Genomic DNA, 21,474 nt, shown 5'->3' with positions numbered 1-21,474 from the left:
GCGATTCGTCACAAGGTTAGACAGTGAAATCGCGCTAACTGAGCCGGAATCCGGCCACTGCCTGCCGCAGCGGCACGCATGGCCCGAATTGCCTGAAATTGCACCGCTTCGGGCACCGTGGCTGCGCGTGAAGATCGCGGCCTAAACGGCTTGGTTGGGCAGGATTTTTGCGCGAAAAGCGTGTGATTTGGGCCGATGTTGATATCCGAAGGCATAGAAGCTGCGTATTTTCACAGTTTTTAGTTGCCCTAGCTTCCCCCGCGCGACTAGGCTGCAAGCAATTGTATTCTGTGCGCCTGCGCGCCAATTAAAATTGATGGATCCTGCCATGAACGCTATTGTTGCTTCGTCCTCTCGTAAAACCGATCTTGCCACTTCGGCCAAATCCTCGCGCAGGGCCTCGCTTTTGGCCAGCACGGCGCTGGTGGCAGGGATCACCTTGGGCGGCCCGGCACTGGGCCAGACGTGGGATGGCGAAGGCACAGCTGGAAATGCCACGACCGATAGTTGGAATGTCGGGCTGAACTGGGATGGAGACAATGTTCCTCTCGCGACAGGTGCGGTGATTATTCAGGGAACCGCACCGAGTGGGACTACTGCAGTGCATCAGCCAAGGATGGTTGGCATAAACCAAAACGTTGCATCGGTGGTTATTTCCTCCGGCGGGCAACTTCATATCCATGGTAATGCAACCCTCACGAGTCCGACAATTGCACTTTCTGGCGCGGCAGGGCTGTTCCTGTATGATACCAACAGCGCCGTGAGTGGGGATGTCGCATCGGTGGCCGGCACAACAATATCAAGTTCTGGTGTTTTTGATGGCAATCTTAGTTCTGGCGGCACCTCCACTTTGGCTGCGGGTAGCGTTTCCGGCAATCTAACTGTTACAGGTGGCGCAACTGGGCTGAGTGGTAGCGTAGGTGTGACCGGCAATGTGATTGTTTCTGATGGCGTTTTGACCAACCACAGTAGCGGCACTATCGGCGGCAATATCACAATCAGTGGCAACGGTGAGTTCATAAATGGCGGCGCCGGCACGCCAGTCCCAAACATGAATGACGCGGGCACACTCACGGTGCAGGATACCGGTACATTCACAGGCAATCGCGCAGATTTGGTTGGCACCATCATTCAAAGTGGCGGAACGATTACCCAAAGCGGTACGCTAAATGCCAATTCCATGACCCATAGCGGCGGCACTTTCGCAACAGACACGCAAGTTGCCAATCTTCGGCTTAATACCGGTGCCGCGACCTATACCATGTCGGGGACAGCCGAGATTGGCCGGCTTGGCGTCGTTCAGGCCACCAATGTGGAGCTTCAGGCTGGCGTCATTGCGGGTGATGTGGTCGGCGGAACAAACCCAGCTTTGGATGATGGCACTGAAACGGTTCTTGTGAACACAGGAACGACAGAGGTTACAAATACGGGGTCGATCGTTGCCGGAACCATCAATGTGCAAGCCAGCGGCACATTGCAAACGGCGGGCGGCGCGTTGCTTGGCCATCGTTCGACGGCCACGGACCGCACCAATCTGATTGTTGATGGCGCGCTGGAATCATCTGGAAATGAAACGGTCGCTGACCTGAGTGGCTCTGGCACAATCGCGATGACTGGTGGGACACTGACGGTTGCGGGCGGGGGGACAACGGCGTTTTCCGGCAACATCTCTGGAACTGGTGGGGTGACCGTCAGTAAATCTGCCGGGGTGCTGACGCTTTCGGGCACCAACACGCATCAAGGCGCGACGACACTGACGGCAGGTGGGCTGACGCTTTTGGGCGGAGCAGCAATTGCCAATACGGGCGCTGTGGTGGTCAACGGTGGCACATTGGCGGTCGACGCGAGCGAGACCATCGGCGCGTTCTCTGGTACGGGCGGCGGCGCAACCATCGCCGCGGGCCAGACCTTGACGACGAATGCGGCTGATACCGCGGCGCGCAGTTTTGCGGGCACACTTGGTGGTGCCGGGACCTTTACCAAAGGCGGAACGGATGATCTGACGCTGGGCGGTGTTGTTTCAGTGGCAAATGTGGGTGTGACCGGTGGCACGCTAGAACTGTCGAACACAGGCAACACGATGACGGCCATCAGCATCAATGGTGGTGAGCTTGAGATCGGCGCAAGCGGCACGACCAACAGCGCAGCCATCACAACCGGGGCGACCGCGACAGTTGAGGTCATCGGATCTGTCACCAACAATTCCGCGATTACGGCCACGACCGATACCGCCTTGACGATTGAGGCAGCAGGCACCGCCACGCTGTCTGGTGCGATCACAACGGGGGCCGGAGGCAGCCTCACGCGGTCGGGCGCCGGGACAGTGAACCTGACGGGTGCCAATGCTATCGGCACGCTGAACGCAAATGCCGGGACGACCTCTGTCACCAATGGCGCGCTGACCACGGCGGCGGTCAATGGCGGCAACCTGACGATTGGTGGCGCGGCAACAGGCTTGACCACGGCGACCATTAACAATGGCACATTGACCCTGAATGCAGGGGTTGGCGGCCTGACTTCGGTTCAGGTCGGCGATGGCACGGCCGGGCCGGGAACGGACCGTTTGATCATTGGCACAGCCCTGAACAACGGCACGACTATCACGACCCAAGGGTCGGTGATCGAATATCTGGCAGACAGCGCCGCGCTGATCAACCTGACCAGCAATGACACCCAGCTGCAAGTGGATGCAGGCCCGGCCCGCACGCAATCCGGCGTAATTTCTGACGACGTCGGCGGCGTGCGCCCCTTGGAAAAGATCGGCGCGGGTGAGTTGATCTTGTCGGCGGACAACACCTATGGCAACAGCGGCGTCGGCGCGGCACAGGGCACAACCGTTACGGCGGGGCGTCTGACCATCACCGGCAGCATCGACAGCAACACGGTATTTGTTGCAACGGGTGCCGGGCTGACCTTGGGCAGCGTTTCGGCATCGGCGGATGGTGCGGTAAAGGACGATGCGGCCATCATTCTGGATGGTGCGGCGGATCTGACGCTGACGCAAAGCGAAACTATCGGCACGATTACAGCGGCCACCGGAACCTCGACCGTGCAGTTGGGTGGCAACGCCCTGACGGTTGCAGGCGCGGGAAATTCTGCGGTTGCGGGCACGATTTCGGGCGTGGGCGGCGCGTTGACCAAAACCGGCGCAGGCACGCTGACGCTGAGCGGCACCAACACCTATAACGGTGACACCACGATCACCGGCGGCACCGTTGCCATAAACAACGACGCAGCGCTTGGCGCGGGCGATCTTGTTCTGAACGGTGGGAGGCTACTCGCCACTTCCAATGCGACCGTGACCAAAACGAACATCAGCATTGATGGAAGCTCCACCCTTGCTGCCAGCACATTGCAGACACTATCGCTTTCAGCAACCAACCTTGACTTTTCGCATGCCGCTCCCACAACGGTGACATTCGGCAGCGGCACCGAAACAGGTGTGGTTGAGATTGCGGCGACCACTTCCATTTCATCTAGTCCAAGCACACTCAGCGCAAACATCGCTGGCGGCACATTGCGTATTGGCAATGCCTTCACTGGCAACGGGTTGCTTTCGTTCGACTTTGACGGAACGAATATCGCGAGCGGCGGAACGCTCGACATCAACGGAAACGCGACATCTGTTGTGAACCTGACAGGCACGGGCACCGTGACCAACTCCGGCGCAGCAGGGACATTGAACACGCTAGGGACGACCAATTTCGGCGGCGTGATTCAAGATGGGGGCGGCGCGCTATCGCTCGCGGTGACAGGCGGCACGACCACGCTGACCGGCGCGAACACCTATACCGGCACCACCACCCTGTCGGGCGGCAACCTGACGCTTTCGGGAACGGGCGCGCTTACATCGACCGATGTGACGATCAACGCCACGCAGACGCTGACGACCCAAGGCGGTTTGGCGACGGGAACGGTTCTGGTCAACGATGGCGCGCTGGTGCTGACCGGGAACGACACCATTGGCAGCCTTGACGGGACCGGCACGGTTGATCTGAGCACCCGCACCCTGACCACAGGCGGGCTGAACACCGATACCGCCCTTTCAGGTGCGGTCAGCGGCGCGGGCAGCCTGATCAAGGTCGGGACCGGCACCCAAACCCTTTCGGGCACCAACACCGCCACCAACCTGACGGTGCAGGATGGCACCTTGCGCCTGAACGGCGATAACGCGGGCGTGGCCACGGTAACTGTCGGCGGCGGGGTCGGCACTGCGCGCTTGCGCGTTGAAGGCGCGGCAGGTTTTGTCGGCGGTCAACAGATCACCACGCTCGGGTCTGATATTTCCTATGGCGACAACGTCAATATGGCGACGCCGATCGTGCTGAACAGCAATGACACGCGGCTGGAAGTTCTGGGCGCTGATACGGCACAGCAATCTGGCGAAATCTCCCAGACCGGCGGTGCGCGTCCGATTGAGAAAATCGGTTCTGGCACGCTGACGCTGTCTGCGACGAACACATACACGGGCCTGACTGATATTTCCGGCGGCACATTGAACGTCACGGGGTCTATCGCATCGACGCAGATTGTGGCGCAAAACGATGCGCGCCTGATCGTGGATGGTGCCTCTTTGGCGGATACGGCATCGGTAAGCCTGGCGGGCACGAGCAACCTGACGGTGAACACTGCGGTTGAAACGATTGGCCGTCTGGCCGGTGTGGCGGGCACGACCGTTACACTGAACGAGGGGCTGACCTTTGGGGATGCCACGGATACAGAAATTACCAGCGTCATCACCGGCGCGGGTGACATGACCAAGCAGGGCACCAGCACCGTTACGATTTCGGGCACGAGTGCGGCTGCCACCGGGGCGCTTACCGTGAACGCAGGCACGATTGCGCTGACGGGCGCAATCGGCTCTACCGATGTGAACGTGAACACCAATGGCACCCTGAACGTGACCAATGGCGGCCTTGCTGCTGCCGCAACGGTGGATGTGGCTGGCGGCACGCTGGATGTCAGCACCGCAGCAGACACCGTAGCCACGGTAAACCTGAACAACAATGGCACGATCAGCGGCAATGCGACGCTGAACACAAGCAATTTCACCCAGAACACCGGCACGCTGTCTGGCACCGTTTCGGCGGCCACAACGGCGTCCTTGCAGGGCGGGTCGATCAGCGGCACCCTGACCGGGGCGGCAGCAGCGGAAGCGACAGCGGGAACCACCTCGGTCACCGGCGCGATCACGTCTTCGGATCTGAACATCACGGGGGCGACCGTCACGGTGACGGGCGCAGGTGTGATTGATGTTTCCGGCGCAGACCCGATTGATATCAATGCGGGCGGTATTCTGACCACCGATGGCGCAACCGGCGGCGGCGGCATTGCGGATGATGATGGCGTGCGCATGACTGGCACGGCCATTTTCAACGTTGAGGGCGATGAAACCATTGCCGCGATCGACGGCACCGGCACGGTGAACCTGACCGCAGCGAACCTGACAACCTCTGGCAATTTCAGCACGGTTTTCAACGGCGTCATGCAGGGCACGGGCGGGCTGAACACCTCTGGCAACAACGCATTGGAACTGACCGGAACGAACCTTTACACAGGCGCGACCGGCGTGAATGGCAACTCCACGCTGACGCTGACGGGTTCCATCGACTCGGCGCTTGTGACGGTAAGCAATGCGGGTGAGTTGATTCTGGACAACGGCGATGCGCTGCTGGATACGGCGGCGGTCGTGTTGAATGACACCGGCACCATGACGCTTGCCAATGTCAACAGCGAAACGATCGGGTCGCTGGCGGGGGCTGCGGGCAGCACGCTGGCGCTGAACGGCAACACGCTGACGGTGGGCGATGCCACGGCAACCACCACAATGGCAGGCCAGATCACCGGCACCGGCGGGATCACCAAAGTTGGCTCCGGTATTCTGAACCTGACCGGCACCACCAGCAATTATACTGGCACAACCACCATCACCGACGGGACTTTGGCGATTGATAACGCCAATGCCTTGGGGGCCGCGGCCGGATCGGTTGTCCTGAACGGTGGCACCCTGTTGGGCACGGCGAATACCGTGTTGACCAAAGCCGATTTCACCCTTTTGGCGGATAGCACGATTGCCGCAGCAACAGGCACCAGCCTGACGCTTGCCGGAAATGCGACAATTACCGGGGTCGGCACCACGTTGACCATCGGGAACGCAGGCAACGCAGGCACTGTTGTCGCCGCCCCGACCGGTGGCGTGTCGGACGGCACGGCGCAAGTCTCTATCGTCAATGGCACGTTGCAGATTGGCAATGCCGCAGCAGGCGCCCTGCTGCTGAGCGGCATTGCCGGAACGAATATCGCAGGCCCGGGTTTCCTTGATCTGAACGGAACCGACACCACTGTGAATGCGCTGACCGGACCCGGCGGCGTGATCAACTCCGGCGGGGCTGCCGCCTTGCGGACCACTGGCACCAGCACCTTTGACGGCGTGATCGCGGCTGGTCCCACCGGCCCAACCTCGCTTGAGGTGATGGGCGGCGCGCTGACGCTGACAGAAGCGCAAGCCTACACAGGGGCAACCACGCTGGCAGGTGGCAACCTGACCCTGACCGGGAATGGTGCATTGGTCTCTACCAGTGTCGCGCTTGGCGCAAATACGCTGTCCACCGATGGCGGCGCGCTGGACACGGCAACAGCGATGACCAGCGCAGGCGGCACCCTCGCCCTGACCGGCGCAGAGGAGATTGCCTCGTTCAACGGATCGGGTTTTGTTACCCTGACAGGGGCCACAACGGACCTGACGCTGAACACTGGCGCATCGGTGGTTGATGCAGTCATCAGCGGGGCTGGCGGCGTAACGGTGACGGGCACCTCCGACACCACGCTGAACGGCAACAACACCTTTGCCGGCGGTTTGTCGGTGTCTGGCGCGGCCAATGCCACGGTGAACGGACCGAACAGCTTTGCAGGGGGGGTGTCGGTGACGGGCACCGCCTCGGCCACCATCAACGCGCCAAGCGCCTATACCGGCGGCACGGTGATCAACACCACCGGCACGGTCACGGCAAACGGCTCACTTGGGGCGACGACAGGCAACACCACGCTTACCAATGGTGTTTTGGATGTGATTGCGGATACCACGCAAGCCATTGTCACCCAAGACGCAGGGTCCATTACCGGGGGCGGCACGCTGACGGCGGCAACTTCGTTCACCCAAGGCGGTGGCGTGGTGGCAGGCACCGTCACAACGCCTGTCTACAACATGACCAATGGCACGATCAGCAACACCGGCCTTGTGACGGCGACAAGCACGGCAACGCTGAACGATGCTAACTCGATCAACGGCACCTTGGCGGGGGATCGGGTGGCCAATGGCACCGGGGCGACAACAATAGCCACCGGCACCACGACTATCGGGGCGACCGGCGCAATCACCAATATGGCCTCGGTCACGGTGGATGCGGGGGCGACTTTGGCGACCGGGGGCAATGATCAGATCGACGATCTGGCCGAAATCACGCTTGACGGCACGCTGACCCTTGGCGGCAATGAAACCCTGTTGGGCCTGAATGGCGCGGGCACGGGCGTTGTGAATACGGCAGGGTCGAACCTGACAGTGAACACCCCCAGCAACGACCTTTTCGCAGGCCAGATTAACGGCACAGGATCGTTCACCGTCGCGGGCGGCGAACAGACCCTGACCGGGGCCAACGGCTTTACCGGGGCGGCGACCGTTTCGGGTGGCGTCCTGAACGTGGATGGCGCGGGCACCTTGGCCTCCACCGTTTTGAACATCACCGGCGGAACGCTGTCCACCGATGGCGGCGCGCTGGCAGCGGCAGCGGTTGTGACCAACGCAGGCACCCTGGACATCAGCGGCGATGAAACCATCGCCAGCGTCTCTGGCGCAGGTGGCATCACGCTTGATGGCGGTGATCTGACCTTGCTGAGCGGCACCTCCTCGATTTCGGGCATCATCGCTGGCAGCGGTGGTCTGAATGTCAATGGCAGCTCTGACACCACCCTGTCGGGCTTGAACACCTATAGCGGTGACACAACGATCAACACCACAGGCGGCTTGACCGTTGCGGCGGGCGGCAGCCTTGGGGATACCGCGGCCAACACCACGCTGACCAATGGCACGCTGACCATCGACACAGCCGTGACGCAAGCCACGGTTACCCAAGACGGCGGCTTGATCGACGGCGGCGATGTGCTGACGGCAACCGATTTCATCCAGACCGCAGGTTCGGTCGCGGGCAGCGTCAAGGCTGAGACGGTCACGATGACCGATGGCACCATTGATCTGGGCGGTTTGATCACCGCAACGGATACCGCAGTGCTGAACGGCACCAATTCGATCAACGGCACCTTGGCGGGGGATCGGGTGGCCAATGGCACCGGGGCGACCACAATCGCGGGGGGCACCACCACCATCGGGGCATTTGGTTCGATCACAGACATGGCCTCGGTCGATGTGGATACAGGGGCGACTTTGGCGACCGGTGGCAACGATCAGATCGACAATCTGGCCCTTATCACCGTCGATGGCACGCTCAACCTTGGCGGCGACGAGGTTCTGTCGGGGCTGAACGGGGCGGGCGCGGTGAACAACGGCGGCAATGCGCTGACCTTGGGCACCACCGGCGGCACCTTCTCGGGCGTGATCGCGGATGCGGGCACGTTGGAGGTGACGGGCGGCACGCAGGTGCTGACCGGGGCCAACACCTATTCCGGCGCGACCACCGTCAGCGGTGGCGAACTGGCGGTAAATGGCGCGGGCACCTTGGCCTCCACCGTTTTGAACATCACCGGCGGAACGCTGTCCACCGATGGTGGCGCGCTGGCGGCGGCAGCGGCTGTGACCAACGCAGGCACCCTGGACATCAGCGGCAATGAAGCCGTGGCCAGCGTCTCTGGCGCAGGCGGCATCACCCTTGATGGCGGGAACCTGACTTTGCTGAGCGGCGGCTCCACGATTTCGGGCATCATCACTGGCAGCGGTGGCCTGAATGTCAATGGCGGCTCTACGACCACCCTGTCGGGCGCGAATAACTATGCCGGTGACACCACGGTAAACGGCTTGTTAACTGTGACCGGCGAGATTGCCGGGGCGACCACGGTTTCCGGCTCGGGCACGATGACCAACAATGGCGTGGTTGCCGATGTCACCAACGCGGGCAGCTTTACCAACACTGGCACGGCCGGGGCTGTCACCAATACCGGGACAGGGGATAATAGCGGCACCATCGCCTCGTTGGCGCAAAACGCGGTCGGCTTTGTCAACAGCGGAACGATCACTGGCGATGCGGATGTGACTGATGGCACGCTGACCCATTCCGGCAGCATTGGCGGTGCGCTGAACGTAGGCGTGAACGGCACGGCCGACGTGAATGGCGGTAGTGTCACGGGTGCGACGACCAACGCTGGTGGTGTGCTGAATATTGACGGCGGCACGTTTACCGGTGGCGTGGCCAATAACACTGGCGTGCTGACGGCAACGGGCGCGGTGACAGGCAATATCACGAACGCTGCGACGATGCTGGTAACGGCACCGGACAACCTTGCCTTGACCGGGTCCATCACCAACACCGCAACCCTGACCACAACGGGCACCATCAGCACCAGTGGCGGGCTGACCAATAGCGGCAGCGTGAATGCGCAAGGGGCTTTGAACTCTGCCGTGACGAACACTGCGGCCTTCAATGTGTTGGGGCCGCTGACCGCAACCGGACAAAGCTTTGCCAACATGGCAAACCTGAACATCGGGGCGAACAGCTATACTGGGATCGGCACGCTGACCAATGGCGGGGCCGGGGTTGTTGATCTGGCGGCGGGTGGCACACTTGGCACCACCACGCTGACCAACAATGGCATCGTGAATGCGAATGGTGCCACGGTTTCGGGTGCGATGACCAACAACGCAACCTTCAACGCGCAGGGGGCCACCCTGTCGGGTTCGGTCAACAACTCTACGACCGGGGTGTTTGACCTGACGGGCGGCGCGCTGACGGGCCCGGCCACCAATGCAGGCACATTCATCCTGACGAACGGGTCTGTTTCGGGTGTGTTCACCAATACGGGGACGGCGACAGTGGCCCAGCCCTTCCTGGGATTGACCGCTTTGGGCAATACATCGCTGGGCGGGCTGACTGGGGGCGGCACGGTCAGCTTGCTGACGCCGGAATTGCCCTCAGGCCCGGATTTTGCCAATGCCACCACGGATCGTATGGTGATCAACGGCAATCTGAGCAATACCAATTTTGTGTTGGATCTGAACATGGGTTCGCCGCTGGCAACCGATGGCGGTGGCGCGCTGATCAACCCGAATGGCGGCACAAGCGATCTTGTGACGGTGACGGGCGCGATCAGCGGCACATTGAACTTTGACTTCCAGAACAAGCTGCCCAACGGGGTCGCCCCTTATCTGGGCACGCCGATCAAGGTGCTGGATGGCAATGTGCCTTCAAGCTACAGCTTCACCTATTCCGGCCTTGGGGCCGGCGGTGCGGTGATCTATTCGCTTGCCCAGAATGGCGATGATCTGGAAATCGTCAGCCAGACCAGCGCCGGGATCGGCGGCGTTGCGGCCAATGCGTCGTTGGTGCAATCGCTGATCGGCACAGTCGTGAACCGGCCGACCAGCCCCTTCGTCAGCGGCCTTGCATCCGAGGAAGGCTGCTCACATGGCGGGTATTTCCGTGGCACCTATGGCAACAGCACCGTATCGGGCACCAGCAACAACGGCGTCTCTACCTCTGAAAGCTCGGTTCGGGCCAAATATTTCGGGGTGCAGGGCGGCTATGACTTTGGCTGCAACGATGGGCGCTTCTTTGATGGCTGGGATGGCTCTTTCGGTGCCATGATCGGCTATAACAAGGGCAGCTCTGATCAGGATGTGTCTATCGGCGTCAGCGGTGGCGGCACGGCAGTTGCCAGCGTGACCCATTCGGATTTCGACCAGAAATACGTGGGCGCCTATGCGGCCTTCAGCAAAGACCGGATCACGGCAGATGTGCAGGTTCGGGTTGAAAAGTCCGACTTCACCCTGAGCGAGACGGTTAATCCGGGCTTCTTCGGCCTTGGCCTGTCCGCCGCCAAATCGAAGTTCAGCACCAATTCGGTTAACGTGACGGGCCGCCTGAGCTATCGGATGGACCTGAATGATGACGGGCTGAACTTTGTTCCGACCGGTGGTCTGTCTTACACGCGGACATCGGCGGCGACCGTCAACTTCGACAATGGCGAAACGCTGCGGATCGAGGGCTTTAACTCCATCGTCGGCTTTGTCGGTGGCACGATTGCGAAAACCATCATCGCCCCGGCAGGCAATGCGGGCACCACTTATTTCGGCAGTGCGAACTACTACCACGATTTCGCATCGGATCGGAAATCGGTCTTTACCGACCGTCTGGGTGGCACGCAGACCATCACCACCAAGAATATCGGCGGCTTCGGCGAGCTGAGCATGGGTGTGAACTATGTGCGTATTCTGGAAGGTGGCGGCGCAGGGGCAAAGCAGTTGAACGCCAACGTCCGGCTGGATACGCGCTTTGGCAGCAATGTGAAGAAATCTTCCAGTGTTACGGCCCAGATCCGCCTGTCGTTCTGACGCCATCGATCACGGCAATCAAAGGCCCGGGACGCTGTCTCGGGCCTTTTTCATGCGGCCGCCCTTGCCCCCTGCCCCGCCGACCGTTGCGCGCAAATTCTTTGGCAAAGGCACAGAGCGCCTTTGCGTCTGGATGGATTTCTGCCTATTCTCAAAGGATCAAATCATTTTCCAATGCCTTTGCGGCCTAAAGATCATTATTCAGGGAGAAAGGGATGCACCAGGTTAGTTTCGCATTTGATACCGGTGCAGCGACGCATCAGGGGCGCGTTCGCGACCATAATGAAGACAGTTATCTGGCCCGGCCAGCCGCCGGATTATGGCTGGTGGCCGATGGCATGGGGGGCCACAAGGCCGGCGATTTTGCCAGCCGGGCCATCGCCGAAAGCGCGCAATGGACGGGGATTCCAACCTCGGCGCTGGATCTGAAAACCCGTTTCATCGACCGTCTGGCCATCGCGCATGAAGATATCCGCAACCATTCCGCCAAGCTGGACGGGGCCACGGTGGGCGCAACAGTGGTTGCGCTGTTGGCCTATGAACAGCATTTCGCCTGCATCTGGTCAGGCGACAGCCGCATCTATCTGATGCGCGGCGATGTGTTCCAGCAAATGACAACAGACCATACCGAAGCGATGGAACTGTTGCGCGAAGGCGCGATTACCGAGGAAGAGGCCGCCCATTGGCCGCGCAAAAATGTCATTACACGGGCGATAGGTGTATCTGACATGCCCATGACCGATGAAAACTACGGCGTTTTGCAGGTGGGCGACGTTTTCTTATTGTGCTCTGACGGGCTGACAGGCCATGTATCTGACGAAGAAATCGCCGAATTTTTGCAGAACTACGGGGCACAGGAAGCGTGCGACAGGCTGATCGAGTTGACACTGTCACGCGGGGCCAAGGATAATGTGACGGTTTTGGTGGTGCGCTGCTTGCCCAGTGATGCCTATGACAACGCCGACGCGCCCACCAATCCGGGCTATGGGCCACCAATTGCGATGCACGACTGGAAAGCGGAAGACTGAACATAATGGCCGATGAAAATTCCATCCCTCCCAATGGTGGGGAACCCTCTGCAAATCCGGCGGCGTCAGTCACTCCGACCAGCAAGCCGCCAGTGACGCAGACACCCGTGGCGACGACGGTGACGTCTGGCATGGTGATTGCCGGAACCTATGAGATTGAGCAACTGATTAACCGGGGCGGCATGGGCGAGGTGTATCGCGGCCGCAACATCCATACCGGCGATCCGGTGGCGATGAAAATCGTGCTGCCTGCACTGGCGCATGACCCGATGATCGAGGCGCTGTTCCAGAAGGAAGCCAAGGTTCTGGGCCGTTTGGCGCATGATGCGATCGTGCGCTATCACACCTATATGAACCCGCCCGAGATCGGCCGCCCCAGCCTGATCATGGAATTCGTCGAAGGCAAATCGCTGAGCGACCGCATAAAGGAAGGGCCGATGCCCGAAGCCGAGGTGCGGATCTTGCTGGCCCGCCTTGCCTCGGGCCTAAGCCGCGCGCATGGCGCGGGCGTTGTGCACCGCGATCTGTCGCCCGATAACGTCATTCTGGAAGGGGAACGGGTTGAACATGCCAAGCTGATCGACTTTGGCATCGCCAAATCCTCGATGAAGGGCGACCGCACGCTGCTGCAAGGGCAGTTTGCGGGCAAGTTCAGCTTTGTCGCGCCGGAACAACTGGGCGCCTATGATGGCGGCATTGACGGGCGCACCGATATTTACAGCCTTGCGCTGCTGATGGTCGCGGCCTGTCAGGGCAAAACCGTCAGCATGGGCGGCAATATGGTCGAGGCGGTGCGCAGCCGCTCCAAAGTGCCGGATGTCAGCGGCGTTTACGATGGTTTGCGCCCCTTGCTGGCACATATGTTGCAGCCCAATCCGGTCAACCGCCCTGCCAGCATGGATGCGGTCATCGCGATGCTGGAAGACCCTTCGCTGATCCCCGATCCGCTAAGCTACGCCGAAGATCACGACCCCGACCGCACCATTATCGCCTCTACCCTGCCTGCTGCCAAGGGTTCTGCGCCGCAGCCTGCTGTCACCTCGGCGCAGTTTGTCGGTATTCCTGACCCCAAAACCACAACCCAACCCGCTGCGGGCCCCGCGAAATCCGGCAAAGGCGGAATGATTGCGGCCGCTTTGGTGGGGGTGCTGGCCATTGGCGGTGGGGGGGCATGGCTGGCCGGGGTATTTGATCCGGCCCCCGCGCCGGCGCCTGCGGTGCCCGACCAGCAAGCCGTCGATACCAAAGCCGCCGAAGACGCCGCCCGCGCCGCCGAGGAAGCCGCCAAAGCCGAGGCAGACCGGCTTGCCGCCGAAAAACAAGCTGCAGCGGATGCCGAAAAAGCCGAGGCAGAGGCCGCCGCACGGGCCGCGCAGGAAAGCGCCAATCCGCTGGACGAATTGGGCCGCCAGATCGCTTGGGTGAAAACCTTTAACGCCGGGGAATGCAGTCATATCTCCTTGGTGTCCTCGTCCAACGGGCAGGTGGAACTTGAAGGGTTCGGCACGCAGGTCGAGCCGTTCTCGGCGCTGGTGTCTGCGTTCAAAACCGAATTCGGGGTGGAACCGAATGTCGGCGTTCGCCTGATCAATGACACGCAATGCCCGGTGCTGGATTTCATGAACAGTCTACGCGAAAACCGGGGCATCGCGCCGAGCCTTATCCTTGAAAATCAAACCGATGTGCTGAAAAGCGGGGAAACCGTTTCAGGCCGGGTCGAAGGCTTGGCCGGGCGCGCGGTGTCGCTGTTCCTTGTGAATGGGGCGGGCGGGGCGACCAACCTCAAACCTTGGCTGTCGCGCAGCTCTGATGGCACGCTGGGTTTCAGCTTTACAGTCAATCTGGCAGCGGGGGCAGAGCCGACACCGCAGATGATCTTGGCGGTTGTGACCGAGCGCCCGGTTGAAAAGCTGGATGCGGTGCCAAATGGGGTGACGGCGCGCGCCTTGGTGCCCTTCATGACCTCAGAACTGGACCGCGAACGCCAGACCGCCATCGGCGCGCTGCGCTTTTTCCGGCTGGAAAACTAAGCCTCATTCCACTGAAAACGCGACAAGGGCCACATCTTCGGATTGGCCCTTGCTGCGCAATTCGGCGGCAAGGGCAGGAAAGAAATCCTCTGCCTTGGTGCCGTTCATATCAATCACCGTTTGCAAAAGCGCCGGGGTAGAAATCGCCATCAGCAATTGCTGCGTCACCACCGGGCTGCCTGTCAGGGACAGCGGAATGCGGAACTTTGCCCCGCCCGGCACGAATTGCAGATAGCCGGCAAGGTCTTGCACCGTGCCTTCGTCATCAATCACCAAAAAGCTGATGAACCCGCCAGAGGTATTGCCGATGCGCCCTTCCAGCGCCTCACCGCTTTTGATCTCGCGCTGCGGGATGTCAAAGAACAGATCAAAGCGCGGATAGGCAGGCCCGTCGATCACATAGGCCGCCGCCGCGCATTGCGCCGCGCTGATCGGCTTCATCGTGGTGTTGGGTGGCTGGCCGATCTTGGCCGCAAGCGCGCTGGCGAAGGCCGACAGCTCTTGTGTGGTTTGGGCGAAAACCTCTAGCTGAAAGGCGCTTTCGTCGGAAAGTGTGGGCAAGGCGGCAAAGCAAGGGGCCTTGGGCATTTCCGCCAGAACATCCAGAACCGATTGATAGGTTTGCACATTTTCTTGCGGCGTCTGGTCCGGTTCGGGTGCGGCAATGCCGTCCCGGGCAAGTGTATCGGCGCGGGGTGGCAGGGATGGCACCGGTTCGGCCACTGCGGCAACCGTTTCGGGCGCAGCGGCGCTGACGGGGGCCACGGGTTGCACCGCAGCCCTGTCCGGGGCAGATATGGGAGAGACTGGTGCCACGGTCGCAGTCGCGGGGGCGGGGGCCGCCGCCACGGACACTGGTGCCACAGCCACGGGCGCAAGCGCGGGCGGGGACAGGCCAGGTGCCTGCTTTGGCACTGCGGTCACCACCTGCGCCGTGCTTTTCACACTGGTAACCGAAGGCGCACTGGGGCGCGTTGGGGTGACGCTGCTTGCCTCGGTCGCGGCGCGTGCGGGGGCCACGGCCACAGCCTGTGCCGCAGGGCTGGGCGCTGTGGTCTGGCGCGGTGCGGGGGCCACGGTGGCGGCTTTTGCCACCGCCCCCAGACGTGACGCCTCTGCCGGTTTGGCGGCCAGCCGCGCCGCTGTGGCGGTTTCTGCCCGCTGCTCGGTGCTGGTTTTGGGCTGCAATCGGGCGCTTGGCACGGCGGCGACGGTTTCCACTGGGCGCTGCTCTCCGGCGACAGAGCTTGCAACGGCCAGAATCTCGACCTGTGGCATCACCGGCGGCGGCGCGACCTGATTGCGCGCGCCATAAGCGGCAAGCCCTTGCTGCACCAAAACCAGATGCACCGCCGTGGCAATCGCCCCTGATCCGGCCCAAAGGCCGATGGTGCTGCGCTGCGTCATGGCCTTGCCTCTGGCCGGATATGCAACGTGACAAGCCGCAGGGAAACGCCTTGCAAATCCGGGCGCGTGGTCAGCGCCATCAAGCGGTCGGCGGTCAGCGCGCTATCGGCCAGCACATAAAGCGCCTCGGGCAGGGTTTGGCCAAGGGCGGCGGCAAGCCGATCTGCCGTGACCGCTTGGCCATCCAGCGCCATCCCCCCTTGCCTGTCGATCAGCAGCAAGGGGCGCGGCAAGCGTTCCAACGGCAGGTCAGAGGTTTCGGCAAGGTTCACACTGGTTTCCCCCTGCTGCACCAGCGAGCCGGTGATCAGGAAAAAGAACACCAGCAGCAAAACGATATTCACAATGGCCAGCGAAAAATCCGGCTGGCGGCGCGGACGGTGCGGGGCAAGACGGGCGGCACGCATCCCTCAGCCCCCCCCGACCTGACTGCCCGCAACCAGCCGCACCTTTGCCACGCCATGCAGGCCCAACACCTCCAGCACCGTGGCGATATCCTGGACGGTGGCGGACCGGGTCGGGAAAACCAGAACCTCATCAATGCCTTGCTGTTCCAGCGCGGGCATCAGGCTGGCAAGATCAGACAGGGGCAGGCTTTGATCGCCCGCGCGGATCTGCCCGCGCGACAGGTGCCAGATCACCAGTGCATCATCGGGGCTGGGGCTTTGCGCCTGCGCATCCGCTTGCCCGGTGATGGCAGATTGCCCCGCCGCCGCCCCCCCCGTCAGCGCGATCAGCGAATAAGGCGAGAGGGTGGAGGACAGCATGAAAAAGATCAGCAATTGGAACATGGCATCGGCCAAAGGCGTCAGGGCAAAGCCATAGCGGCGCGGGCGCTGCCCTGCATCCAGCAATGAAAGCCCGCCCTGCGCTGCCATGCCCTACCCCCCGCGCTGCGCTGCGGTTTTGGCGGCCCCATGGATCGCGACAGACAGCAAGGTTTCCAGATCCTGCCGTTCACTGTCAATCCGCCCTTCCAGCCAGATCGCGACGAAATAGAAGACCAAAGCAATCGCAAGCCCGATGGCGGTTGTGGTCAGTGCGGTCCAGATGCCGCCTGCCAGCAGCGCCGGGTCCACCCCACCCGTGCTTTGCGCCAAGGTGCCGAAGGCGTCAATCATGCCGACGACCGTGCCCAAAAGGCCCAGCATCGGGGCGGCCTGCACCACGGCCTCCAGCACCCGCATCCATTTCGACATCGCCCCGAGTTCGGCAAGCGCGGCTTGGCGGCCCAACTCCTCGGCCCAATCGGCGGCTTCGGGCTTTTGGGTCAATGCGGCAAGCACGGCATGCAAAACCCGCAATTGCACACCTTTTTCCGCCGTTGCCGCCAGCGCCTTGTCCTTTTGCCCCGCCTGCCACTGGCCCAGCGCTGCCATGGCCACGCGCTTGCGTCCCAGCCCAAGCAAGGCAAACTGTGCGATCTTGAACAAGGTCACCGTCAGCGCCACGGCTGACAGCACAATAAGCGCCGCAAACACCAAAAGGGTGACAGCGTCGAAACCTGCAATATCAGGCATGTCCCATCCTCGGCTTGTGCCTGCCCCTGCGTTACCGCGGGCAAAGGAGGCTTAGTTGAACTGAATCGTTCGAACCCGGCTGCTGAGCAGTTGATTGTCGCGGCAAACATCTTGCTCACCCGCTTCTGACAGGCATTCAACCGGACCGTTGACCGAAATCCGCGAAATCGCCGCGCAGCCCTGTTCGGGCAAATCAAATTGCACCACCCGCGTCTTGCCCACGGGCAACCAGCCAAATTCCAGCACCAAAAGCCGCTGCACGATGCCTTCGGTGTTGTAAACCGCCACCTCATACGAGGATTTTTCCAGCGCGACAGAGGTGTTGTTGGTGGCAACATAGGTCAGGCGACAGCCTGCGCCTTCGTCATTGGCGGTGTTCAGTTCCAGTTCAATATTGCCCGTTTGCGCAAGGGCTGGGTCTGAAATCCCCATAGCGACCGTTGAAACCATCGCCGCAAACATCGCCGTGAAAAAACGTCGAGAGGTAAACACTTGCAGAAACTCCCTCAGTCAAAAGTGAATAAGGCCCACCGGATGTGGCAAGCGTCGATCTGGTTAGAATAGCGGCAAGCACCGGCTGCATGTCAACATAAACAGCCGCCGCTTGCGGCAAAAGGATGATATAAGCGCGCCCATCGCAGGTTACGGCGGGTGGGGGTTACTGGAAAATCCCGGTTTGCCACGGCATCTTGAACGGGCGCTTTACCCGGTTTTCCACTGCCGCACGCGGACGGTCAGCCCGAGGCTTGGCTGTCACCACAACCCGGGGCTTTCGGGCAGTGCCAAAGCTGCCTGCTGCGGCCTCCTCTACCACGATCTGACCATAGGCGGGGCTGGCTTCACGCCCCTGCCCCTCTGGCACCGGTCCGCTCAGCGCGACAATGCGGGCCGGGGACAAAGGATCATCAGTAAACCGCGGGGCCTGAAAGGTGGCGGGCTGCGGCATGTCCCAAGCCGTTTGCCCTGCGGCCACAAAGGATTGCGCCGCCTGGGGGGCAACTTGCGTCAGTGCAGCCTGTGTGCGGGCGGCGGCACCCTGCGCCGGATGACCAAAGTTTGACAAGCGGCTTTCTGCCACCGGGGCCGGCGCCAAACTGCGCGAGATTTCCCGGATCGACCCATAGGCCACTGCGCCGGACACCGCCAAAACCGGAATACCCAAGCCAAAAAGTGAGATGACGCGCATAATCGCTTCTCCATAAGCCAAAGCAGCCACCGTCAATACTCGGTGTGCCGCCCAAGCCCCCTGCAACATCCATAGCAGAAAATCACGCACCGCTCAAGAAAACACGGTCTGCGCGGGAATCGGCCCAGACCCAAGGGCCAAACCGTTCACATTTTGTCATTCGGACTCGCGAAAATGCCGAAAAACCTGTAGGGTAAGGTATTGTCCCGAGATTTTGGAAAAGCTTGATGAATTGCAAGACATTGACCATTCCTCCCCTTGCCTTCCGGGGCCCCGCCACGCGCCGGGCCAAGATTTTGCCTGCGCTGGTGCTGTGCTTTGTCACCGCTGGCCTGTCCGAGGCCGAAGCGCGAAAACTCGCGCTTGTGGTCGGAAACTCTGACTACACGACCGTATCGCCGCTGAAAAACGCCTCACGCGATGCCACCGATATTTCGGAATCGCTCAAACGGCTGGGGTTTGAGGTGACGCTGCTCACCGATGTCGGCGCAGAGGCGTTCTGGGATAAGGTGGATGCCTTCGCGGTAGAGGCGGAAAGCGCGGACAGCACGGTGTTTTTCTACTCCGGCCATGCGTTTCAGATGAACGGTTCCAACTATCTGGTGCCGGTGGATGCAAAACTGTCCAGCCGCGAGGCGATCCAGCAAGAAACGTGGAACCTTGATGGCATCATCGCGCGGCTGCAGGATCGCCGCCGCCAGACGCTGATTTTTCTGGACGCCTGCCGCAATGACCCGGTGCCGCAATCGGTGCGGGGCACGGGGGCGGCGGCGGATGGTCTGGCACGGTTGCAAACCGGGGTTGGCACCTTTGTGGCCTTTGCCACCGAACCGGGCGCCGTAACCTTTGACGGCGCCGGAGAGGCCCCCAACAGCCCCTTTACCACCGCGCTGCTGGAACATATCGAAACGCCCGGCATCTCTATTTCCGATATGATGATCCGGGTGCGCAACGAGGTCGAGGAACGCACCTTCCGGCGGCAAACCCCATGGGATCAATCGTCGCTGCGCGAACAGTTTTATTTCAACCCCGTCGCTGAGGCCAAGCAAGAGCTGAGCGATGCCGACTATGAATTGCTGGCGCAATTGGCCCCGGATGATCGCAAGAAATTTCTGGACCTGCTGCGCGCCTCGGGCTTTTCCGAAAGCTCCTTGCAGGCTGCGGATGCCGCGATTGAGGTGGCCAGCCTTGGGCTTGAAATGGCCGCCGATGATGGCGGTGTGACGATTGGCGATGCCAGCCCCGAAACGGCTGAGGTTGTCACCGTTGCCGCAGTGGACCCCAGCACGCTGGAAACCGTGGCAACCGAAGTGCCGACCGAGGCCCCGACGGTGGGGCTGGACAGTCTGGAAGTGGTGGATGGTGGCGTGACCATCGGCGATGTGCCCGAAGCCCCCGCAGCAGAACCCGCCACGATCGAAACCGCCGCCGTGACGCCAGAGGCGGCACCGCCTGCGCCGACGACCGGGGAAACCATCGCCTCCATCCCGGAAACCAATGTCACGCTGCTGCCGCAGGAACCGGTTGCCGAAGGGGCTGCCGATGGTGAATTACCGCCGATCCGCTTGGCGGCGCTGTCCTGGGAAACCCGCGGCATAATCGGGATCAACGCGGTCACGGTGGAACGGCTGCGCGTTGCCGGCAGCGAGATCACGCCCGACACCGAGGCCAACCGCAATCTGCTGGCTTCCATCGACCCGACCTTGTTGCAAGACCAAACCACACCGGAACAGGACAGCCGCGATCTGGCCATGTTGGCGCAAACCGAATTGCGTCGCCTTGGTTGCTATCAACTGGCCATCGATGGCGACTGGGGCCGGGGGTCGCGGACGGCTTTGACCAGCTATTTCCTTGCCAAGCGGATCGTGCCTGACACGTTGGAACCCACCGAAGACCTGATCAAGCAACTGTCCGCCGACAAGAATGTCGTTTGCGCGGTGCGCGTGTCGCGGGTTGCCCCTTCGGTGCGGGCCAAGGCGCAGGAAAAGGTGCAAGCCACCCGGGCCAGCGCCGAGCCTGTGGCGGCAAAGCGCAAGATCAACCCTGTTACCAAGCGCAAGATCAACGCCCCGGCCAAGGTGAAGAAAGAGATCAAGAAATCCTTGCTCGGCTCTGGCTCGTTCTGATCCTTTGATGCAGCACAAAAAAAACGCCCCCAATTTCGGGGGCGTTTTTTGTTGATGGTTCAGGCGTTCAGCGCAGGTCTATGCGCAGCTCCACGCGCCGGTTTTCGGGGTCATATTCATTACCCGTGCGCGGCTTGGATTTGCCCAGACCGATCGAGGAGAGGCGATCTTCGGATACCCCCATCCCGGTCAGGAAGGTTTTCACCGCGACCGCGCGCGCCTCGGACAATTCGACGTTATATTCATCGGTGCCCAGCGCGTCAGTATGGCCTTCAACCACGAAACGCGCGATTTCCAGCCGTTCATCCTGCATCATCTGCGCAAAAACCGCGAGGTTTTGCTGGGCCTCGGCAGTCAGATCGGCCGAATCGAGTTCAAACGTGACCAGCATATCCAGCCCAGCCGGGGCGGCAGGTTTTTCACATTCCTGCGGCGTGCCGATGCAAATGCCACGGGTCGCGCCCATGTCGATGGAATTGATGTAGAAATCAACGAGTTCTTCGGTGGTATAGGCGCTTTGGGCATAGGCTGCACCACCGCCCAGCACCGAAAGGGCAAATACCGCCGGGCACATTAATCTGCGCATGGTCAAAACTCCTCTTAAATCAATAAAGGAAGGATAC

Annotated in this window: 11 protein-coding genes; 4 read left to right on the top strand and 7 right to left on the bottom strand. The window is 61.4% G+C overall.

Features of this window, described 5'->3' with window-relative positions; genetic code table 11:
* Positions 1-328: 328 nt before the first annotated feature.
* The 3 genes from EGN72_RS04810 (at position 329) to EGN72_RS04800 (ending at position 14,612) form a co-directional block, all read left to right on the top strand.
* Positions 329-11,554 carry an autotransporter-associated beta strand repeat-containing protein gene (locus EGN72_RS04810; protein WP_127045515.1) on the top strand — a complete coding sequence of 3,742 codons (11,226 nt, stop codon included), beginning with the start codon at positions 329-331 and terminating at the stop codon, positions 11,552-11,554.
* 215 nt (positions 11,555-11,769) lie between these two features.
* Positions 11,770-12,582 (top strand): PP2C family serine/threonine-protein phosphatase, encoded by an 813-nt coding sequence (locus EGN72_RS04805; RefSeq protein WP_127045514.1) that lies wholly within the window; start codon positions 11,770-11,772, stop codon positions 12,580-12,582.
* Between the two features lie 92 nt (positions 12,583-12,674).
* A complete protein-coding gene (locus EGN72_RS04800) occupies positions 12,675-14,612 on the top strand; it encodes a serine/threonine-protein kinase (RefSeq protein WP_158623138.1) in 1,938 nt (645 codons plus the stop codon).
* Positions 14,613-14,615: 3 nt separating this feature from the next.
* On the opposite strand, the gene EGN72_RS04795 is transcribed toward EGN72_RS04800, so the two are convergent.
* The 6 genes from EGN72_RS04795 to EGN72_RS04770 form a co-directional block, all read right to left on the bottom strand.
* Positions 14,616-16,019 (bottom strand): hypothetical protein, encoded by a 1,404-nt coding sequence (locus tag EGN72_RS04795; RefSeq protein WP_127045512.1) that lies wholly within the window; start codon positions 16,017-16,019, stop codon positions 14,616-14,618.
* Complete coding sequence (locus tag EGN72_RS04790; RefSeq protein ID WP_127045511.1) at positions 16,016-16,426, bottom strand: biopolymer transporter ExbD; 411 nt, start codon at positions 16,424-16,426, stop codon at positions 16,016-16,018. The genes EGN72_RS04795 and EGN72_RS04790 overlap by 4 nt, the downstream gene beginning before the upstream one ends.
* Before the next feature lie 3 nt (positions 16,427-16,429).
* Positions 16,430-16,897 carry a biopolymer transporter ExbD gene (locus EGN72_RS04785; protein WP_127045510.1) on the bottom strand — a complete coding sequence of 156 codons (468 nt, stop codon included), beginning with the start codon at positions 16,895-16,897 and terminating at the stop codon, positions 16,430-16,432.
* A gap of 3 nt (positions 16,898-16,900) precedes the next feature.
* Positions 16,901-17,539 carry a MotA/TolQ/ExbB proton channel family protein gene (locus EGN72_RS04780; RefSeq protein ID WP_127045509.1) on the bottom strand — a complete coding sequence of 213 codons (639 nt, stop codon included), beginning with the start codon at positions 17,537-17,539 and terminating at the stop codon, positions 16,901-16,903.
* Between the two features lie 51 nt (positions 17,540-17,590).
* Positions 17,591-18,031 (bottom strand): hypothetical protein, encoded by a 441-nt coding sequence (locus EGN72_RS04775; RefSeq protein ID WP_233587033.1) that lies wholly within the window; start codon positions 18,029-18,031, stop codon positions 17,591-17,593.
* A gap of 166 nt (positions 18,032-18,197) precedes the next feature.
* The gene (locus tag EGN72_RS04770; protein WP_127045508.1) at positions 18,198-18,725 is read right to left on the bottom strand and encodes a hypothetical protein; all 528 of its coding nucleotides are present in this window, start codon (positions 18,723-18,725) and stop codon (positions 18,198-18,200) included.
* Positions 18,726-18,967: 242 nt separating this feature from the next.
* On the opposite strand from EGN72_RS04770, the gene EGN72_RS04765 reads away from it, so the two are divergent.
* Positions 18,968-20,851 carry a caspase family protein gene (locus EGN72_RS04765; RefSeq protein ID WP_158623137.1) on the top strand — a complete coding sequence of 628 codons (1,884 nt, stop codon included), beginning with the start codon at positions 18,968-18,970 and terminating at the stop codon, positions 20,849-20,851.
* Between the two features lie 67 nt (positions 20,852-20,918).
* On the opposite strand, the gene EGN72_RS04760 is transcribed toward EGN72_RS04765, so the two are convergent.
* Positions 20,919-21,437, bottom strand: coding sequence for an OmpA family protein (locus EGN72_RS04760; protein WP_199743700.1), 519 nt, complete (start codon positions 21,435-21,437; stop codon positions 20,919-20,921).
* Positions 21,438-21,474 lie beyond the last annotated feature (37 nt).

It is taken from the genome of Pseudorhodobacter sp. E13, from assembly GCF_003991405.1.
Taxonomy (GTDB): domain Bacteria; phylum Pseudomonadota; class Alphaproteobacteria; order Rhodobacterales; family Rhodobacteraceae; genus Pseudorhodobacter.
The sequence above is the reverse complement of the archived record's forward strand: the minus strand, read 5'-3'. Positions and strand labels throughout refer to the sequence as shown.

Excerpts from the sequence above, each read along its gene's own strand:
- EGN72_RS04760 (WP_199743700.1), bottom strand. The coding sequence starts at position 21,437 with ATGCGCAGATTAATGTGCCCGGCGGTATTTGCCCTTTCGGTGCTGGGC.
- EGN72_RS04790 (WP_127045511.1), bottom strand. The coding sequence starts at position 16,426 with ATGCGTGCCGCCCGTCTTGCCCCGCACCGTCCGCGCCGCCAGCCGGAT.
- EGN72_RS04770 (WP_127045508.1), bottom strand. The coding sequence starts at position 18,725 with ATGCGCGTCATCTCACTTTTTGGCTTGGGTATTCCGGTTTTGGCGGTG.
- EGN72_RS04780 (WP_127045509.1), bottom strand. The coding sequence starts at position 17,539 with ATGCCTGATATTGCAGGTTTCGACGCTGTCACCCTTTTGGTGTTTGCG.
- EGN72_RS04785 (WP_127045510.1), bottom strand. The coding sequence starts at position 16,897 with ATGGCAGCGCAGGGCGGGCTTTCATTGCTGGATGCAGGGCAGCGCCCG.
- EGN72_RS04795 (WP_127045512.1), bottom strand. The coding sequence starts at position 16,019 with ATGACGCAGCGCAGCACCATCGGCCTTTGGGCCGGATCAGGGGCGATT.
- EGN72_RS04805 (WP_127045514.1), top strand. The coding sequence starts at position 11,770 with ATGCACCAGGTTAGTTTCGCATTTGATACCGGTGCAGCGACGCATCAG.
- EGN72_RS04810 (WP_127045515.1), top strand. The coding sequence starts at position 329 with ATGAACGCTATTGTTGCTTCGTCCTCTCGTAAAACCGATCTTGCCACT.